14 protein-coding genes and 1 pseudogene are annotated in these 15,194 nt (G+C 50.0%); 9 read left to right on the top strand and 6 right to left on the bottom strand.

Going from position 1 to position 15,194, the window contains the following annotated elements:
- Nucleotides 1-26: 26 nt before the first annotated feature.
- Both EP25_RS0101840 and EP25_RS0101835 read right to left on the bottom strand, forming a co-directional pair.
- Nucleotides 27-476 (bottom strand): PAS sensor domain-containing protein, encoded by a 450-nt coding sequence (locus tag EP25_RS0101840; RefSeq protein WP_031432335.1) that lies wholly within the window; start codon nucleotides 474-476, stop codon nucleotides 27-29.
- Nucleotides 477-515: 39 nt separating this feature from the next.
- Nucleotides 516-974 (bottom strand): SRPBCC family protein, encoded by a 459-nt coding sequence (locus EP25_RS0101835; RefSeq protein ID WP_031432334.1) that lies wholly within the window; start codon nucleotides 972-974, stop codon nucleotides 516-518.
- A gap of 139 nt (nucleotides 975-1,113) precedes the next feature.
- On the opposite strand from EP25_RS0101835, the gene msrA reads away from it, so the two are divergent.
- The gene (gene msrA / locus EP25_RS0101825; RefSeq protein ID WP_031432333.1) at nucleotides 1,114-1,710 is read left to right on the top strand and encodes a peptide-methionine (S)-S-oxide reductase MsrA; all 597 of its coding nucleotides are present in this window, start codon (nucleotides 1,114-1,116) and stop codon (nucleotides 1,708-1,710) included.
- A gap of 118 nt (nucleotides 1,711-1,828) precedes the next feature.
- Here the strand turns inward: msrA and EP25_RS0101820 are convergent, their stop codons facing one another.
- Both EP25_RS0101820 and EP25_RS0101815 read right to left on the bottom strand, forming a co-directional pair.
- Nucleotides 1,829-4,258: a hypothetical protein gene (locus EP25_RS0101820; RefSeq protein WP_036300126.1), complete on the bottom strand. Its 2,430-nt coding sequence runs from the start codon at nucleotides 4,256-4,258 to the stop codon at nucleotides 1,829-1,831.
- A gap of 15 nt (nucleotides 4,259-4,273) precedes the next feature.
- Nucleotides 4,274-4,924 carry a protein-L-isoaspartate(D-aspartate) O-methyltransferase gene (locus EP25_RS0101815; RefSeq protein WP_200875003.1) on the bottom strand — a complete coding sequence of 217 codons (651 nt, stop codon included), beginning with the start codon at nucleotides 4,922-4,924 and terminating at the stop codon, nucleotides 4,274-4,276.
- A gap of 231 nt (nucleotides 4,925-5,155) precedes the next feature.
- Here EP25_RS0101815 and EP25_RS0101810 point away from each other — a divergent pair, with 231 nt between their 5' ends.
- The 3 genes and pseudogenes from EP25_RS0101810 to EP25_RS22805 all read left to right on the top strand — a co-directional run.
- Nucleotides 5,156-6,727 (top strand): bifunctional aminoglycoside phosphotransferase/ATP-binding protein, encoded by a 1,572-nt coding sequence (locus EP25_RS0101810; protein ID WP_031432330.1) that lies wholly within the window; start codon nucleotides 5,156-5,158, stop codon nucleotides 6,725-6,727.
- The gene (locus EP25_RS0101805; protein ID WP_051906324.1) at nucleotides 6,711-7,988 is read left to right on the top strand and encodes a glutaredoxin family protein; all 1,278 of its coding nucleotides are present in this window, start codon (nucleotides 6,711-6,713) and stop codon (nucleotides 7,986-7,988) included. The genes EP25_RS0101810 and EP25_RS0101805 overlap by 17 nt, the downstream gene beginning before the upstream one ends.
- Before the next feature lie 333 nt (nucleotides 7,989-8,321).
- Nucleotides 8,322-8,549: pseudogene (locus EP25_RS22805) on the top strand (transposase); the annotation flags it as partial.
- A gap of 244 nt (nucleotides 8,550-8,793) precedes the next feature.
- Here EP25_RS22805 and EP25_RS0101795 read toward each other — a convergent pair.
- On the bottom strand, nucleotides 8,794-9,630 hold the full coding sequence (locus EP25_RS0101795) for a mechanosensitive ion channel family protein (RefSeq protein ID WP_031432327.1): 837 nt from the start codon (nucleotides 9,628-9,630) through the stop codon (nucleotides 8,794-8,796).
- 11 nt (nucleotides 9,631-9,641) lie between these two features.
- Nucleotides 9,642-10,892 carry a hypothetical protein gene (locus tag EP25_RS0101790; protein WP_031432326.1) on the bottom strand — a complete coding sequence of 417 codons (1,251 nt, stop codon included), beginning with the start codon at nucleotides 10,890-10,892 and terminating at the stop codon, nucleotides 9,642-9,644.
- Between the two features lie 121 nt (nucleotides 10,893-11,013).
- Between EP25_RS0101790 and EP25_RS0101785 the strand changes: the two genes are divergently transcribed.
- From EP25_RS0101785 to EP25_RS0101765, 5 genes are all read left to right on the top strand, one after another.
- A complete protein-coding gene (locus tag EP25_RS0101785) occupies nucleotides 11,014-11,301 on the top strand; it encodes a sll1863 family stress response protein (protein WP_031432325.1) in 288 nt (95 codons plus the stop codon).
- 211 nt (nucleotides 11,302-11,512) lie between these two features.
- On the top strand, nucleotides 11,513-12,502 hold the full coding sequence (locus EP25_RS0101780) for an amidoligase family protein (RefSeq protein WP_036300121.1): 990 nt from the start codon (nucleotides 11,513-11,515) through the stop codon (nucleotides 12,500-12,502).
- On the top strand, nucleotides 12,475-13,140 hold the full coding sequence (locus EP25_RS0101775; RefSeq protein ID WP_031432323.1) for a gamma-glutamyl-gamma-aminobutyrate hydrolase family protein: 666 nt from the start codon (nucleotides 12,475-12,477) through the stop codon (nucleotides 13,138-13,140). The genes EP25_RS0101780 and EP25_RS0101775 overlap by 28 nt, the downstream gene beginning before the upstream one ends.
- Before the next feature lie 50 nt (nucleotides 13,141-13,190).
- Entirely contained in the window at nucleotides 13,191-13,568 is a 378-nt protein-coding gene (locus tag EP25_RS0101770; protein WP_235185802.1) for a YqaA family protein, read from the top strand.
- A gap of 393 nt (nucleotides 13,569-13,961) precedes the next feature.
- The gene (locus tag EP25_RS0101765) at nucleotides 13,962-15,194 is read left to right on the top strand and encodes a tyrosine-type recombinase/integrase (RefSeq protein ID WP_031432321.1); all 1,233 of its coding nucleotides are present in this window, start codon (nucleotides 13,962-13,964) and stop codon (nucleotides 15,192-15,194) included.

Raw genomic sequence — 15,194 nt, 5'->3', positions numbered from 1 at the left:
ACTTTTTTCGTTCACAAACGTTGTTTTTACAAAACTTCCTCGAGACGCCTATTAAGCTGTTGTATTTCATCTTCCGCTTCCACCTGTTGGGTGACGTCATACTGCACCCCTAAAAAATAAAGCAGATTACCCTGATGATCGAATAATGGCGTGAGTTTCAAGCGATTATAAAATAATTCGCCATTTTTTTTATAGTTGCGCAACGTGACTTCGATGGGCTTGCGCTTCCTGATCGCTTCCGCCAATTGATATCTTTCCTTTTGATCACGCTCCTTTCCCTGTAAAAAACGGCAATTTTTACCGATGATTTCGTTCTCTGCATAACCGGTCATTCTTTCGAAAGCCTTATTGACATAAACGATGGGCATGTCCTCCAGATCAGGGTCCGCCAACGTCACTCCGTTGACGCATTCGTCCAAAATGATCGATAAAATCTGGGGAATCAAGCCGGGATCTTTTTCTACAACAAACGACATAATCGACCTCTCTTTTTTGCTTAAACCGCCATGTAAATATCAACCCAGCAGTTTTTTGATATTGTCCAAGGAATTTTGCAACCCTTCTTCGATGGCGACCCGAATCAGTTTCTCAAAAGGCCGCATAAACAGTTCCAATTCCAATAGCTCGAAACGGTCCGTCAGCAGAGTCTTTTCATCGGTCAATTGGTCGAACAGATAACTATGGCGGAAAGGATGGGATAAACCTTGGCAAACTAACAATTTATCCTGCTCATATTTTTCAATTTCGAAAACGGACTCAACCTTGTGGCCTTGATCGTAACGGACTTGCTTGGCTAGCGCACCGACTTGCATCGGATTGTTGTTGATGGGTTTGAACTCGACGACTTCAAGGGCCCATCTAGGATAGTTTTCGAAAAAATGCTCGGCGACGAATGAAAATACCTGTCGAACGGGTTTATCAATTTCGATAGTGGCAGCTCCCTGGACCGGTTTATTTTTATTTAATAACCGCATCAGAAACCTCGCCCGATGACCATGACTGCAACCTCGAAGTTGGAACTAACAGCATTAGCCCACCCACTAAAAAATGGTAACGAAAAAATTTGTATATTTGCCATATTAATCATAAAGACAGAAATAAGCCATTGAAATCATGCCGAATAATAAAATTTTATTGATTCTGTTACTGTTTTCCTGCTTCGGCCGGGTCGATGCCGAACAAGTCAGCGCGGAAGCGACATTCGCCGGCGGCTGTTTTTGGTGCATGGAACCTCCTTTCGACAAGCTTCCCGGTGTTTTAAAAACGACCACCGGTTACACCGGCGGTACTCTGAAGAATCCCGGCTACGAACAAGTTTCCAGCGGCAACACGGGGCATTACGAGGCCATACGGATCCTATACGACCCGGCAAAAATCAGTTATCAACAATTGTTACAGGTATTTTGGAAAAATATCGACCCGACTGATGACCAGGGACAATTCTGTGACAAAGGTTCTCAGTATCGTTCGGCGATTTTTTATCATGACGACCAACAACGCCGACTCGCCGAAAACGCTAAAACGCAGTTGCAACAAAACAAACCTTTTCCGGGGGCGGTCAAAACCGAGATCATAGCGGCAGGCCCCTTTTACCCGGCCGAAGCCTATCATCAAAATTACTATCAGAAAAATCCGCTCTCGTATAAGTTCTATCGCTTTACCTGCGGTCGGGACAAACGCTTGACCGAATTATGGGGCAAATCAAAATAGTCTCCCGCTCCTGCACCACATTGGACCAAGCCTTCAATCATAACAGAATTGCCGTTACTTCGCGGCTAGCTGCCTATGAACAGAAATCGCCAATGGTCTATTGACACTGGCTCTACTATTAAGATTGGATTCCGGCGGCCTTGTGCGGCGTCGGAAACATAAAAACCACCGCGCCATACAATGCCATCGCCGCCAGGATCACCAAACTAAAGCCGAACTGCATCGCCAGCAACGCCGCCAAGACCGAGCTAATCACCGAAGCGCAGCCATTAATACCCCAGGCCCAGGGAATCAGTCTGCCACGGTGTTTGGCCAAGCTGTCCAGAGCCAACGGCATCGGCATGCCCATGGAAAATGCCAACGGCGCTATCAGAGTTATCGCCAATACAAACCGTGGCGTCATCGCCATACCCGCACACCCGGCAAATAGCGGCGGCAGAATCAACAAATAAACAAGACTAATCAACACGATGGCGGCGACCGCTCCCCTCACGGCGGTATGACGGCCATAGCGATTGCCAAACGCGGTCGAACAGGCGCTGCCGCAGCCGGCGAAAACCAGGAATGCCGTCAATATCGCGGAGGCGGCGAAAACCGGATGATGCAGAAACAGAATGAACTTTTGCATGAAGGCGATCTCGATAAATAAAAAAGCCAGGCCAATAGCGAAAAAATAACCAAACACATCGCGTCGCCTGACGCCGTCCTCGCCGACCACCGAGGATGATCTCGGAAGCAACAGCAACGGTCCCAATATCAATACGATACTGCTCAACACCGCGATACCTAATGTGGCGAAGATGATGAGATAGCCGCTTTCGATTAGGCTCGCCCCGCCTTTATCGAATAAATCAATCATTTCCGGCAACGACGACCAGCGGAAAAAATGCTGAAAATACGGCCTGTCATCAGTGGCCGGCCGCAGATTGAATTTGTAACGGGAGACGAAACTTTCCCGCTCCGGTCCTAGCAAGGCCTGCGTCGATTCGTAAAACAACGGTTCGCGCAACATGTTGAAGCGGTTAGCCTGGGCGGCATTTATCGCCGGCGTATAGACCAGGTCGAAATTGCGTTGTTCGCAGAATGCTTCGGCGGCGGCGATTTCCTGGCGGCTGAAAATGCCGTTTTTGACGATCAAGGTCGCCGTTTGCCAACTGCGAATTAACATGAGATGTTGGCGGGCGCTGCCCTTTTCCCGCAACACCGTCAAGGCCGTATTGAATAACTTCAACGTATCGCGAGGCGGCATCTTAGCCCAACGCGTGATCGATAAATAGCCTTCGGGCTGTAAATGGGCCAGGTAAAGCCGCAAGGCTTCGACGGTGTACAGATAATTTTCATTCAAGGCATAGAGACCGGCGGCCGCGGCATTGAACGAGTCCAATAGCGTCAATTGAATGAGACTGTAGTCTTGCTGGCGGGTATTGAGAAAATCGCGGCCGTCGCCGATATGCACGGACACTCCCGGCTGCCGGTAAACATCACTGACGAAATCATCCTCCCTCAAGGTAGTCAGTTCGACCATCTGCGGATTCAACTCGACCGCGACAATGTTTGCCGCATCATGCAATCGCGCCTGCCAGACATCGTTACCGCCGCCGGAACCGATAATTAGCACATCATCGATCTTACGCAAATGATAAGGCAAGGCCGAGGTCATTTGATCGAGATAGTCTAGTTCCTCGATACGATCGGGTCGGCGAGTGATCACCGTCATGTTATCGGCATCGGTGAAAACGGCCAGCTGCGGCAAAGGTTCGCTGCCTGAAACCAGGCTCATGCCGGGCGCATAACGAAACGGGACCCGATCGCTGGCCAATACTGTTAACATGCCCAGCGGGCCCGATTTTTCGGCGACCACCCGAGTGCCGTTAATCAGACGCGTCTGTGACAGGCTCTTGTAGGGAGAAATGTGCAAGTGCAATCCCGCCGCGCTCCATTGCAGCAAAAAAAATGCCGCCACGACGGCGATCAGATTGAACCGCTCAAGGCGTAATTCAACGCAAGCCAGCACCGCCGCGACTAAGCCGAGCACCGCGATATAAAACAATGCCTCGCGCGGCGGCACGAGATAAAGCAAGCAAACGAAGCCCAAACAGCCGAAACCAGCCCCGAATAAATCGGCCGCATACAACTTTGCCACCTCCCGCTTGAAATACAAAAACGCCAGGCAAATGGCGGTGCCGACGAAGAAGAACGGCACACTGAGGAGCAGAAAAATCAGCAATAAATAAAGTCCTTGACGCCAGTCCCACAGGATTTCCTCGGCATTGAAGGGAACGGATTGGGCCCATTGGAAACTCAATATGGCGAACAGGCTGAACAGCAACATTACGACCGGATAAACGTTCTGGAAGTATTTGAGCAAATGCCGTTGCAGCAACAGCACGACGCTGCCGCTGAAGGCATGGCCCAACAGCGCCAGGCCAATCACCATATAGGCAAAATGATGCCAATGAATGATCGAGAACAACCGCATTAACAACAATTCGTAAGCCAATGCCGCCGCCGACAACGAACCCAACGAAAAAACCGGCAAACGTGCCATCATTCACTCCATCGATTAATGGCCGCCGGTCACCGGCACGAAACGTACCGGTAAAATCTGGCGGCTGACCAGTTTGCCCTTTTCCTGCTTGGTCACCAATAACAGCTGTTGGGTCAAAAACATCGTGCCGACCGGAATGATCATCTTGCCTCCGACTTTCAATTGCTGGGTTAACGGCGGAGGAATATGACTGGCCGCCGCCGTGACGATGATGGCATCGAACGGCGCATGTTCGTCCCAACCGTAATAGCCGTCACCGATCTTGACCGTGACGTTATCATATCCCAGTCGGACCAGGCGTTCCTTGGCCTTCAACCCCAACGCTTCGACTATCTCGATCGTGTAGACCTCCTTGACCAAACCGGAGAGAATCGCCGCCTGGTACCCCGAGCCGGTGCCCAGTTCCAACACCTTGGCATCGGGGTGTAGATCGAGCAAATCGGTCATGATCGCGACGATATAAGGCTGGGAGATCGTTTGCCCGTAACCGATCGACAAGGGCCGGTTTTCATAAGCGAAGCGTCTGGAATCCTGCGGTACGAATTCGTGCCGCGGCACCGTCGCCAACATCCGCATCACTTTTTCATCCAGCTTCTCCCGATCCAGATAAAATCGGGTGGCTCTGACATTTTCCTTGATTTCGTTGACCAATTCTTGTCTCGCCATGGCGTAATCCTCCTCGGCCCGCACCGTTAGGTGAAAACAAAACAGTATCATTATCCACAGCAGCCTAGTTGGGAAATTGATTGGCCTGCTCATATCGCCCCCCTTGCAGCACGCACAGCACATATCGATAATGACATAGTAGCCCTTTTCCGCTTGGTTAGCACGAAAACCCTGGCAAAGACAAAGGCATGAACGTTATATTGCCTCTTTACCACTGCTCGTGCCGATGCCATGACGACGCTTGCGACCACTCCGCCATTGATCCGTTCACTGCAAAATCCCGCGCTTTATCCGCATGAGGCTGACGATATCTTACTGATCGAAACCCACATTTCCTGGGTCATACTAGCCGGAAACCATGCCTACAAGATCAAGAAGCCCCTGGACCTCGGCTTTCTTGATTTTTCCACGGTGGAAAAAAGGCACCACTATTGCCTGGAAGAACTACGTCTCAACAAGCGATTGGCGCCCGACATTTATCTCGATGTGGTCACGATAAACGGTAGCGAAAGCCGCCCTAAGCTAGACGGTCGCGGCGCGGTAATCGACTATGCCGTCAAGATGCGCCGTTTCAACCATCATCGAACCTTCGACCATTTATTACAACGGCAATTGCTCACGGCCGAACACATCAGGCAAACGGCCCGAATCATTGCCGAATTTCATGACCGGATTACGCCCGCTGCGGACGCATCCCGCTATGGGCTCCCCGATACCGTAATGCAGCCCGTCAGAGAAAATTTCATGCAGATCGAGCGTTTGCAGGAGATAGAACATCCCGGACTGCTCTCTTCGCTGAAACAATGGAGCGAACGCGCATTCATCGCCCTGCAACCGGCTTTGCTTCAACGCAAACAGGACGGTTTTATTCGCGAATGCCACGGCGACCTGCATTTGGGCAATATCGTCTTGATCGACGACACTCCCGTACCGTTCGACGGAATCGAATTCAATCCAGCCCTTTATTGGATAGACGTGATCAGCGAAGTAGCCTTCCTGGTCATGGATCTCGCCGACAATTGGCGCATTGATCTGGCTTTTCGTTTTCTGAACGATTATCTACAACATACAGGCGATTATGCCGCCCTCAAATTACTCCGCTTCTACCTGGTCTATCGCGCCATGGTGCGGACCAAGGTCAGCGCCATTCGCGCCTGCCAGCCCATCGACAACAAACAACGACAACAAGCCGAAGAGGCCTATCGCACCTATTTGCGCCTGGCGAACGATTTTACCCAACCGCCTTCCCCCCGCCTTTGGTTGATGCACGGCATTTCCGCTTCCGGAAAAAGCTGGTTGTCGGAACAAATGCTGGAACGTCTGCCGGCCATCCGTATCCGCTCCGATGTGGAAAGGAAGCGGCTGTTTCCCCCGGCTTCGTTTCAGTCAAAGCCTGCCGGTTTCGGACAGGGCCTTTATAACGCCGACGCCACTCGGCAAACCTACGACCGCTTGCTGCAACTGGCAAGAACCATATTGGCCGCCGGTTTCGACGTCATCGTCGACGCCACCTTTTTACAACGGCAACAACGCCGGCCGTTTTTAGAGCTGGCCGAAATAATCGGGGTACCCATCGCAATCATTCAAACTATTGCCGACCAGGAAATGCTGGATCAACGTCTGCGGCAGCGGGCTCAACAACTTGACAATGTTTCCGATGCCGACCGCGAGGTGCTTCGGCATCAATTGCAAGCCCTACAGCCGTTAAGCGACCTGGAACTGAACTATACTTATCGCATAGACACCGGCCGTGCGGAAACCCTAACCCAGTTTTGGAATTATCTCGATGAATTCAAACACTGAATCTTTAACTTACAAAGCCATTCTTGCCTTTATTTGTGCATTATTGGACGTTTCCTTGTTGCCCGCTCCCGCCCAGGCGGAAATTAACGGCCTCACGGGAGGGAAAGCCGTCGACCTGTATTATTTTTGGTCCAGATATTGCCCGCATTGCCGGGAAGCCAAACCGTTCATCGAAAGTCTGCCGAAAAAATACGCCTGGCTGAATGTGCACAGTTACGACCTGGTCGGCAACCGGGCCAATCAACAACGCTACTTGACGATGGCCGAACAACTGGGGCAACAAGCCAAATCGGTCCCCGCCTTCATATACTGCGGCCAAATGATGGTCGGCTTCGACAGAGCCGATAGCACCGGCCAACAGTTGGAGAAGAAATTACTGGAATGCTACCGCCAACACAGCCGGCCGTTGACCGAGTTACCGCAACAATTCACTCTGCCCGGCTTGGGTCAGGTCCATTATCAGGATTTTTCCCTGCCGGTTTTCACGTTGATTATCGCCGCGCTGGATGCCTTCAATCCCTGCGCCTTTTTCGTGCTGTTTTTCCTGCTCAGCCTAATGGTCCATCACCGTAGCCGCATCCGTATGCTGACCGTCGGCACGACATTCGTCGCCTGTTCCGGCATTATGTATTTTCTGTTCATGGCCGCCTGGTTGAACCTGTTTCTAATCACCGAAGAATTGATGTTCATCACCGCGATTGCCGGCTTGGTTGCATTTACCTTCGGTCTGATCAACATCAAGGATTTCTTTTTTTTCCAACAGGGTGTTTCGTTGTCATTGTCGGATTCGGCCAAGAACAAACTGTTTGCCCGTATCAGAAGCTTGAGCCAGACCGGCAGTTGGCCAACCATGATTCTCGCCACGCTGGTCCTGGCCGTCGCCGCCAACAGTTACGAACTGCTATGCACCGCCGGCTTGCCGATGGTGTTCACGCGGGTACTGACGCTTAACGAACTAAACGTCACACAGTACTATCTTTATTTGTTTTTTTATAACCTCATCTATGTCATTCCCTTACTGATGATTGTCTTCGTGTTCACGATGACATTAGGCAGCAAAAAACTATCGGAACAGGAAGGACGCCTATTGAAGTTATTGTCCGGCAGCATGATGCTGGGGCTCGGAACGATCCTTCTGTTGAAACCGGAATGGCTCAGCGATATGTCGGTGTCGGTGTCGGTGATTTTCGCGGCGATTCTGTTTACAGCGCTTGTGGCATTGCTGGAAAAGCTGAAAAAGAATCAGGCGCATGGTTCATGACTTTTCACTATCGGTTATTACTCATGCATCGATGCGAAATTAACGGGATGAAAATAAAAGAACACAAATCGATTTAATTCTTTGATCACGGCATTTCAGTTTCAACTCGAACTGGCATCTACCGGAACAGTCGGCTCAGGCTTAAACGAGTCGGAAAAAGCCGCATAGATTTTCCGCTAACCTCTAGATTGACTCACTCGGAAATTTACGGCTTTTGTTCGTCTGGAAATAACGCATTATTCATCGGGTTGAGCTCCATTCGCAAAGGACCACGGCCCCCTGGGTCGTTACACTCATCATTTGCCCTAGGAAGAACACCTTAAGCCTGATGTCCCAGAACCCAACAACGATGATTTTGTGGTCAAAATGCCCCATGCGCTGAAAACCAAACAAGGCCGAGCCGTATGTGGTCAACGCAAATGCACCGTCGAGCCCATGTTTGGGATCATCAAAAAGATCATAAGCTTTCGCCAGTTCTCGTTAGGAGGTCTGCAAGCGACAACCGGCGAATGGAAACTGGTGGCCATGGCCTACAATTTGAAAAGAATACATATATTAGTTGCAGGACAAACAGGGAAACCAATCAAACTCCCAACGATAGGCGCCGAAAGACGGCAAAGCCTCCTTTTTTTACCCAGAAACCCGCGCGGTAATCCTTATTAAAGCCGGTTTAAGCTCAGGCTGGGACGGATTCCACCATAAGTTAGACTGCCAATTACGTTGTTCGGCAAACTCCTAAGCTTGAATCCTTGCTTTTTGATCACCGGTGAATTTTAAATCCGCACATCCTCTAAGCGAACCTAATTCATGGTAGATTATTCTCATGATATATTTGTCCCGTTCCGCTCTTAGTTGCCGAAACCAGGGAAAAGGCCACGCCTAACGCTCTTAACTCTTCTTTCCCTCGGACAGTCAAGTCGGAAATGAAGCGAAACTGTTGGCGCGGATCGATCGGATAGGCCTTGAGCCGATACCGCGTTCCCCAAGGATGTTCCTGCACGACAACCGCAACCGGCTCATCGTAACGAAGGTACGGGCTGGTCAGGGCAACATCCAGTAATAACTGTTCGACCTGACTGGCGTCATGATCGGGATGCAAGTAGAAATCGGCGGCACACTGCAATTTCGGCGTTCCGTTATTGGCATTGGCAATGGCCTGGTTCCATAGTTTCAAATGCGGGATCGTGACCACAGTATCGTCCGGTGTGACGAGTTGTAACGTACGTATGCCGACGTGGCTAACTTCTCCGTATATGCCGTTTATTTCGATCCAATCGCCATTACGGTAGGGCCTTTCCCCAACCGCAACCACCCCAGCAATGAGACTAGCGGCATAATCTTTCAAGGCAAAGCCCAATGCCAGGCCCAGTGAACCGAGAACGGCAATCATGTTTTGCAGCGAAGGCTCAATTACGCGCGGCACGACCAGCAGGATGGACGCAACGATAAAAAACAAGCGTAATAAAGGGACCATGGCCAACAGAAAGAAGCGCGGCTTGCCGTGCAAGCGATTGGCGACCCAAGGTAACAATTTTTGCGTCGTTATGATCAGCAACCCGGCGCCGATCACGATCAACAACAACTCCAGGATCGTGCTGCTATCCGGGGTTTTAAAGATCTGCGCAAGCTGCTGGTTTTCCATGGCAACTCCTTCTAAAAAGCATCAAGCATATAATCGCGGGAGCGCAAGTAATCGCGCACGCTGATATATCCCAGCGGGGTGATTTGCCAGTAATCATGGCGCAAGGCAACGATTCCCATGTCTTTTAAGCGTAATAATAAAGACATGATGCGATGATGGGGCAAAGGAAGAAGCTGAGTCAAGACGGCTTCAGGCAAGCCGTTATGCAATAGCAACACATGCATGATGAAGGCCATATCCTCAGCCTTTTCACTGGGCAATACCGGTTCCTTAGGCATATCGGCCACCCAAACGCACCGCTCCGCGGCATCTTGCGCCAAGCGAGGCGGATTTTGCTCTTGCTCAGACTTTCCGTGTTGCCGTTCCGACTCCGGTTCCGCCTTCAATCTTTCCCGCCAATACATTCTGGCAAGACCGACATTACCACGACAATAAACGGCGAGCTGGCTCAATTCGGGACTGATTTCGTGCTCTGCGTCGGATGCTTCCAGCGCTATGATTTTGCCGTTACCGGCATTCCTGAATAAAACACTTTCGCCTTCGTTATCGACGGCCAAATGAAAAAAAAGACGGCTAAGACGCGCGCCGTCAAATCCTTGCACTGTTAAAACATCCCATTCTGGAAGGGGCCAAATGCGTTGCAAATAAATCCATGCCCAACTATCGCAACCAATGACTCCGTTACCAAGTTCTCCCCGCAAAACCATTTCGAACAAACGCCGCATTAATTTGAGTCCTTGCGCATGCCGTAAATAACAAGACTCCAAATGCGGTAACACCCATAACCGTCCTGGTTCAGGCCAATCTTTAAACCAAGCCGAACATGAACCCAGAATCTGCTCGAGCGAAGGAGGGGCGACCACATGAGCGCCATGCCGACTCGCCCATGCCGTCAACATTCGGCAATGCCCTGAATAGGGCGGACCGACGACGAATTTAACCGAATTGTCCGCAGTAGAGATCCATTCTTCCTTGTCTATTGCCCTATCGAACGCATCGACCGCACGGCCCCAATCGATCTCTTTCACCACACGGTCGAGATGCTCCTGCGACAAGGGCTGCAGCTCGCTCTCCTTTTTCAAGGGTGCCAATTCCTCCGTTTCAAGACGCAGGAAGAAACGTTTGAACGAAACCCACTTTAATCGTGCCGCGCTGGCACCACTGACTTTCGGCAGGCGATAATCGTTCAGGCGGACAAACTCCCATAACGAAGGAGTCTCAGAAAAATTTTGGTTTCCCGACGAAAGATCTTTATTTAGCATGTTGGCACCATATAAGACCTTGACAAACTCCGAATAGCGGGCGGATGATGATAATGTAACCTGGATAATAGCTGAAGGGAACGGAATTTTTAGCTAATACTAATATCTTGAGGAGAGTAGTATGAGCAAGCGAAGTGAATATGTAGAAAAAATGAAGACCACATTAGACAAATGGAATGCCGATATCGACAAGCTGGAAGCTCAGGCCAAAATTGCTCAGACCGACATAAAGGCCGAATTTCATCAACAAATCGATGCCTTAAAAAAACAACGTGATGAAGCGAAGGCTAAACTGAAATCGCTTGAATCCGCAAGCGACGAAGCCTGGGAAGACATCAAAGCAGGCTTTGAAACGTCCTGGACATCAATGAATTCGGCATTGAAATCGGCTTTTTCTCGATTCAAATAAGAAACCGAGCCGACAAAACCATCCATTCCCTGCGAAAGAAATCTCGTTAGCTAAAGCACCTCGATTTATGTTCGAGGCGAAATTCCGTCCTTCGTTTAATTGCCACCCTGCTTTACAAAGCTTCCTTCATCGTGCGGCCGGTTGATTTTGTTCATTCCGATAAGTTATTGTTAACCGGATTCTTTTTACTCATCATTTTGAAACATTTGTCATGCCGAAGTCAGCAATTCATTTTAAGCCTCCTTCCATTATCAACAAGGATGACGGCACCCCCAGAAAAGTAGGGTACGAATTGGAGTTTTCCGGTCTCGATCTTGAACAGGCAGGCAAGGTCTTGCGCGATGCATTAGGCGGCAATCTAAGGCAGCTGTCCGCTGCCGAGAGCGAACTCACCGTCGATGAATTGGGAGTTTTCCATATCGAGCTGGACTGGAATTTTTTAAAACGCAAGGCCGAGGAGAACGAACAAAAAGAAGAGAATGGTGAATGGATCGATCTACTGGCCGAGGCGGCCAATAGCCTTGTGCCGATGGAGATAGTCTGTCCGCCGATCGCGATAAACGACCTGCAAGCGCTTACGCCAATGGTTGTCGGGTTACGCCAAGCCGGCGCCGTAGGCACCGAGGAATCATTACTGGCGGCATACGGGGTGCATATCAATACCGAACTGCCAAGTCTTGATGCGGAAACCTTAAGGGCATACCTTAGGGCATTCTCGCTACTGCAATGGTGGCTGGTGGATGCACACGATGTCGATGTCGCCCGGAAAATGAGTCCCTACATTGATCTTTACCCGGAAGCCTATCTGAAAAAATTGTTCACCGAGCCACAGCCGACACTGGCGCAGATTTTTGCCGATTACCTTGAACACAACGCCAGTCGTAACCGGGCCCTGGATATGCTGCCTTTGTTCGCCCATATCGATCAAGAGGCGTTACGAAGGGTCGTTGACGATCCGAAGATCCAAGCCAGACCGACCTTCCATTACCGTTTGCCTAACTGTCATATCGAACAAGAGGACTGGTCCTTGGCGGACTCCTGGAATACCTGGTGGATCGTCGAACAATTAGCGCAACGTCGGGATGACCTGGAAAATCTATGTAACAACTATCTGCAAGCCTCAAGGCCTCTAATCGGCGTCAACCGTCAGGAATGGGTAGAATTTATTGATCAATGGCTAAAAAAGCACGTGTTGGCGTAACCGGCAATGCGCGGCGCTGGGCTCCGAGTTGGTGGTGCACCGCTCTGGCCTTGCGCCTAGCCGGCGCAGTGCCTGAACGTATCAGCACTCAGCATCGACCCAGCGGCAAGCCCTTCGACGCCCTGATCATCGGCGGCGGCAATGACATCAGTCCTGAGCATTATCACGGTGACATTAGCGCCAAGGTCAAACTCGATCCCAAACGCGACAAATTGGAGATCGAGTGGATTCATAAGGCCTTGGACAAAAAAATCCCACTGTTAGGGATTTGCCGTGGCGCCCAATTGATTAATGTGGCGCTTGGCGGATCGCTTCATCAAGACATTCGCCCGCTACGTAAACTTACTTATAACCGACCTGGACTGCTGCCGACCAAACAAGTGCAATTACAACCCGACTCGGCTCTGGCGAAAATTTGTGGAAAAAGCCATTTGCGGGTTAACAGCCTGCACCATCAAGCTATTAAAAGAACGGGAACAAGACTCAACGCGGTGGGTTGGGACCTCGACCGTATCATCCAGGCGGTGGAAAGCGATAGGTCGACTCGCATCATAGGGGTTCAATGGCACCCGGAATACCTGATTTACCTGCCTTCGCAATTTTCAATTTTTCGTTCTCTGTTACAACATTGTAAATGATTACCTCTTATTTGATATTATTTGGCTCCGCCTTTCTGGCAGCGACATTCGTGCCCTTCTACTCCGAAGTCATCTTATTCGCCTTGCTGCGTGAAGGCGGCGATCCCTACTCCCTGGTAATGACGGCTACGCTCGGCAACACACTAGGCGCGGTCGTGAATTGGTTCATGGGGCTCTATCTGCTGCATTTCCAGGACCGTCGTTGGTTTTATTTCAGCAAGAAACAAATTGAAAAGGCTCAGCGCTGGTATCAGAATTACGGCTTTTGGTCGCTGTTACTCGCCTGGATGCCTGTAGGCGGAGACGCTTTGACATTGATCGCCGGAATTATGAAGGTAAGGTTATGGTTGTTTCTAACGCTGGTTGGTTCCGGCAAGGCGCTACGCTATATCGTCATCGTTTATCTGGCCGAACAATCGCCGCTATAAGCTTGCCATTCAACACGATCAACTTTTAGTCGTTCACTTCGAGAAACAACTGCCGAACGGCATGATGTGAAGAATGAGTGGGCGGGAATAGCCAAATCAACCTCTAAACCAATCGATTGCATTGGTCGGGACGGCGGGATTCGAACCCACGACCCCTACACCCCCAGAGTATCGAATACACATCCCACCCTGTTTCAATTAATTTCAAAAAATACCTATAATACTAGAATTATCAATGCATTGCTGTATACTTAGGCTATATGTTGTTTCACTCAGTTCTGGCTAATTTCAATTGTTGTTTTTAGCCAGTTTTTTAGCCACAGCATAAAAAAACCGGATGATGCCGCAAACATCACCCGGTTTAGCCACCGATGATAAAGAGAGGTATCACCAATGGCGGAAAAAATTATAGCACCCCCCAAAGGCTTGACCGATGCCTTTATCAAGAATCTAAAACCACAAGATAAACGTTATGACGTTGCCGACAAATCATGTCATGGCTTACGTGTTCGCGTTGGAACAACCGGGAAAAAATCCTTTGTCTGGTTTTACAATGATCCTGAAACCAATAAGCTGAAAATGCTTACCCTTGGCAGGTATGGTGACGGCGACAGCCAACTTACATTATCAGCAGCAAGGAAGGCCCTGGAAACGGCGAAAAAGAAACATGATGCTGGAGAGTTAAACGCGACAACCAACGTGCCGAAAACAGTCGAGGAATTATGCGCTGTTTTTTATCAAGATAGGATACTTCCCCACCTTCGCCGACCCGAAGCTGTTAAGCAAGTCATAGACCACGACATAAACACCGTATTGGGCCGAAAACCATTAGCCACCCTATCTACCGTGGCGGTTGTCAATTGCGTTCAGGTCGTCGTTAAGCGCGGCGCAATCGCTCACGCCGGCAAGGTCACATCGATTCTGAAACAACTTTTCAAATTTGCCGAGGGGCGTGGATATATCGACCGATCCCCAGCCTACGCCTTGGACAAGAAAGATTTAGGCGTTGTCCTGAATAAGCGCGACAGATGGCTTAAAACCGAAGAATTAAAGCCGGTATGGGACGCAATCAGCGAAGCCCCTAAGATGTCCCTACCCGTCAAGAACGCCCTAAAAACGCTCATGCTGACCGGTGTGCGCACTGGGGAGCTATTACAAGCCGAATGGTGCAATATCGACCTGGAGCGACGGGAATGGTTTATTCCAAAGGAACACACTAAGACCTTTTCGGAATGGGTGGTTCCGTTAACCGACGAGATTTGCCAGCTTATTGAAGAATTACAGGGAATCGACCCGGTTTATGTTTTCCCCGGTAAAAACGGTCAAATCACCGACAAGGTGTTAGGCCGGGCCATGCGCCGATTATTTGAATGCCAGGCCTTGACCATTGACCGCGCAACCCCGCACGACTTCCGGCGCACAATCCGCACCCACTTGGAAAAACTAAATGTTCAGCCGCATATTGCCGAAAAATGCCTGAACCATTCCCTTGGCGCAATCAACGCAGTTTATAACCAAAACAGCTACCTGGATGAACGGAGGGAAGCGTTGGAACGCTGGTCACGGTTCGTGATGTTACAAGTTAACCCACAAACTAATGTGGTTCCGATTCGAAATGTCGGATAA

The sequence above is a fragment of the Methylomarinum vadi genome (assembly GCF_000733935.1).
GTDB lineage: Bacteria > Pseudomonadota > Gammaproteobacteria > Methylococcales > Methylomonadaceae > Methylomarinum > Methylomarinum vadi.
Note: the sequence above shows the minus strand (reverse complement) of the source record. Positions and strands in the feature narration are given on the sequence as shown.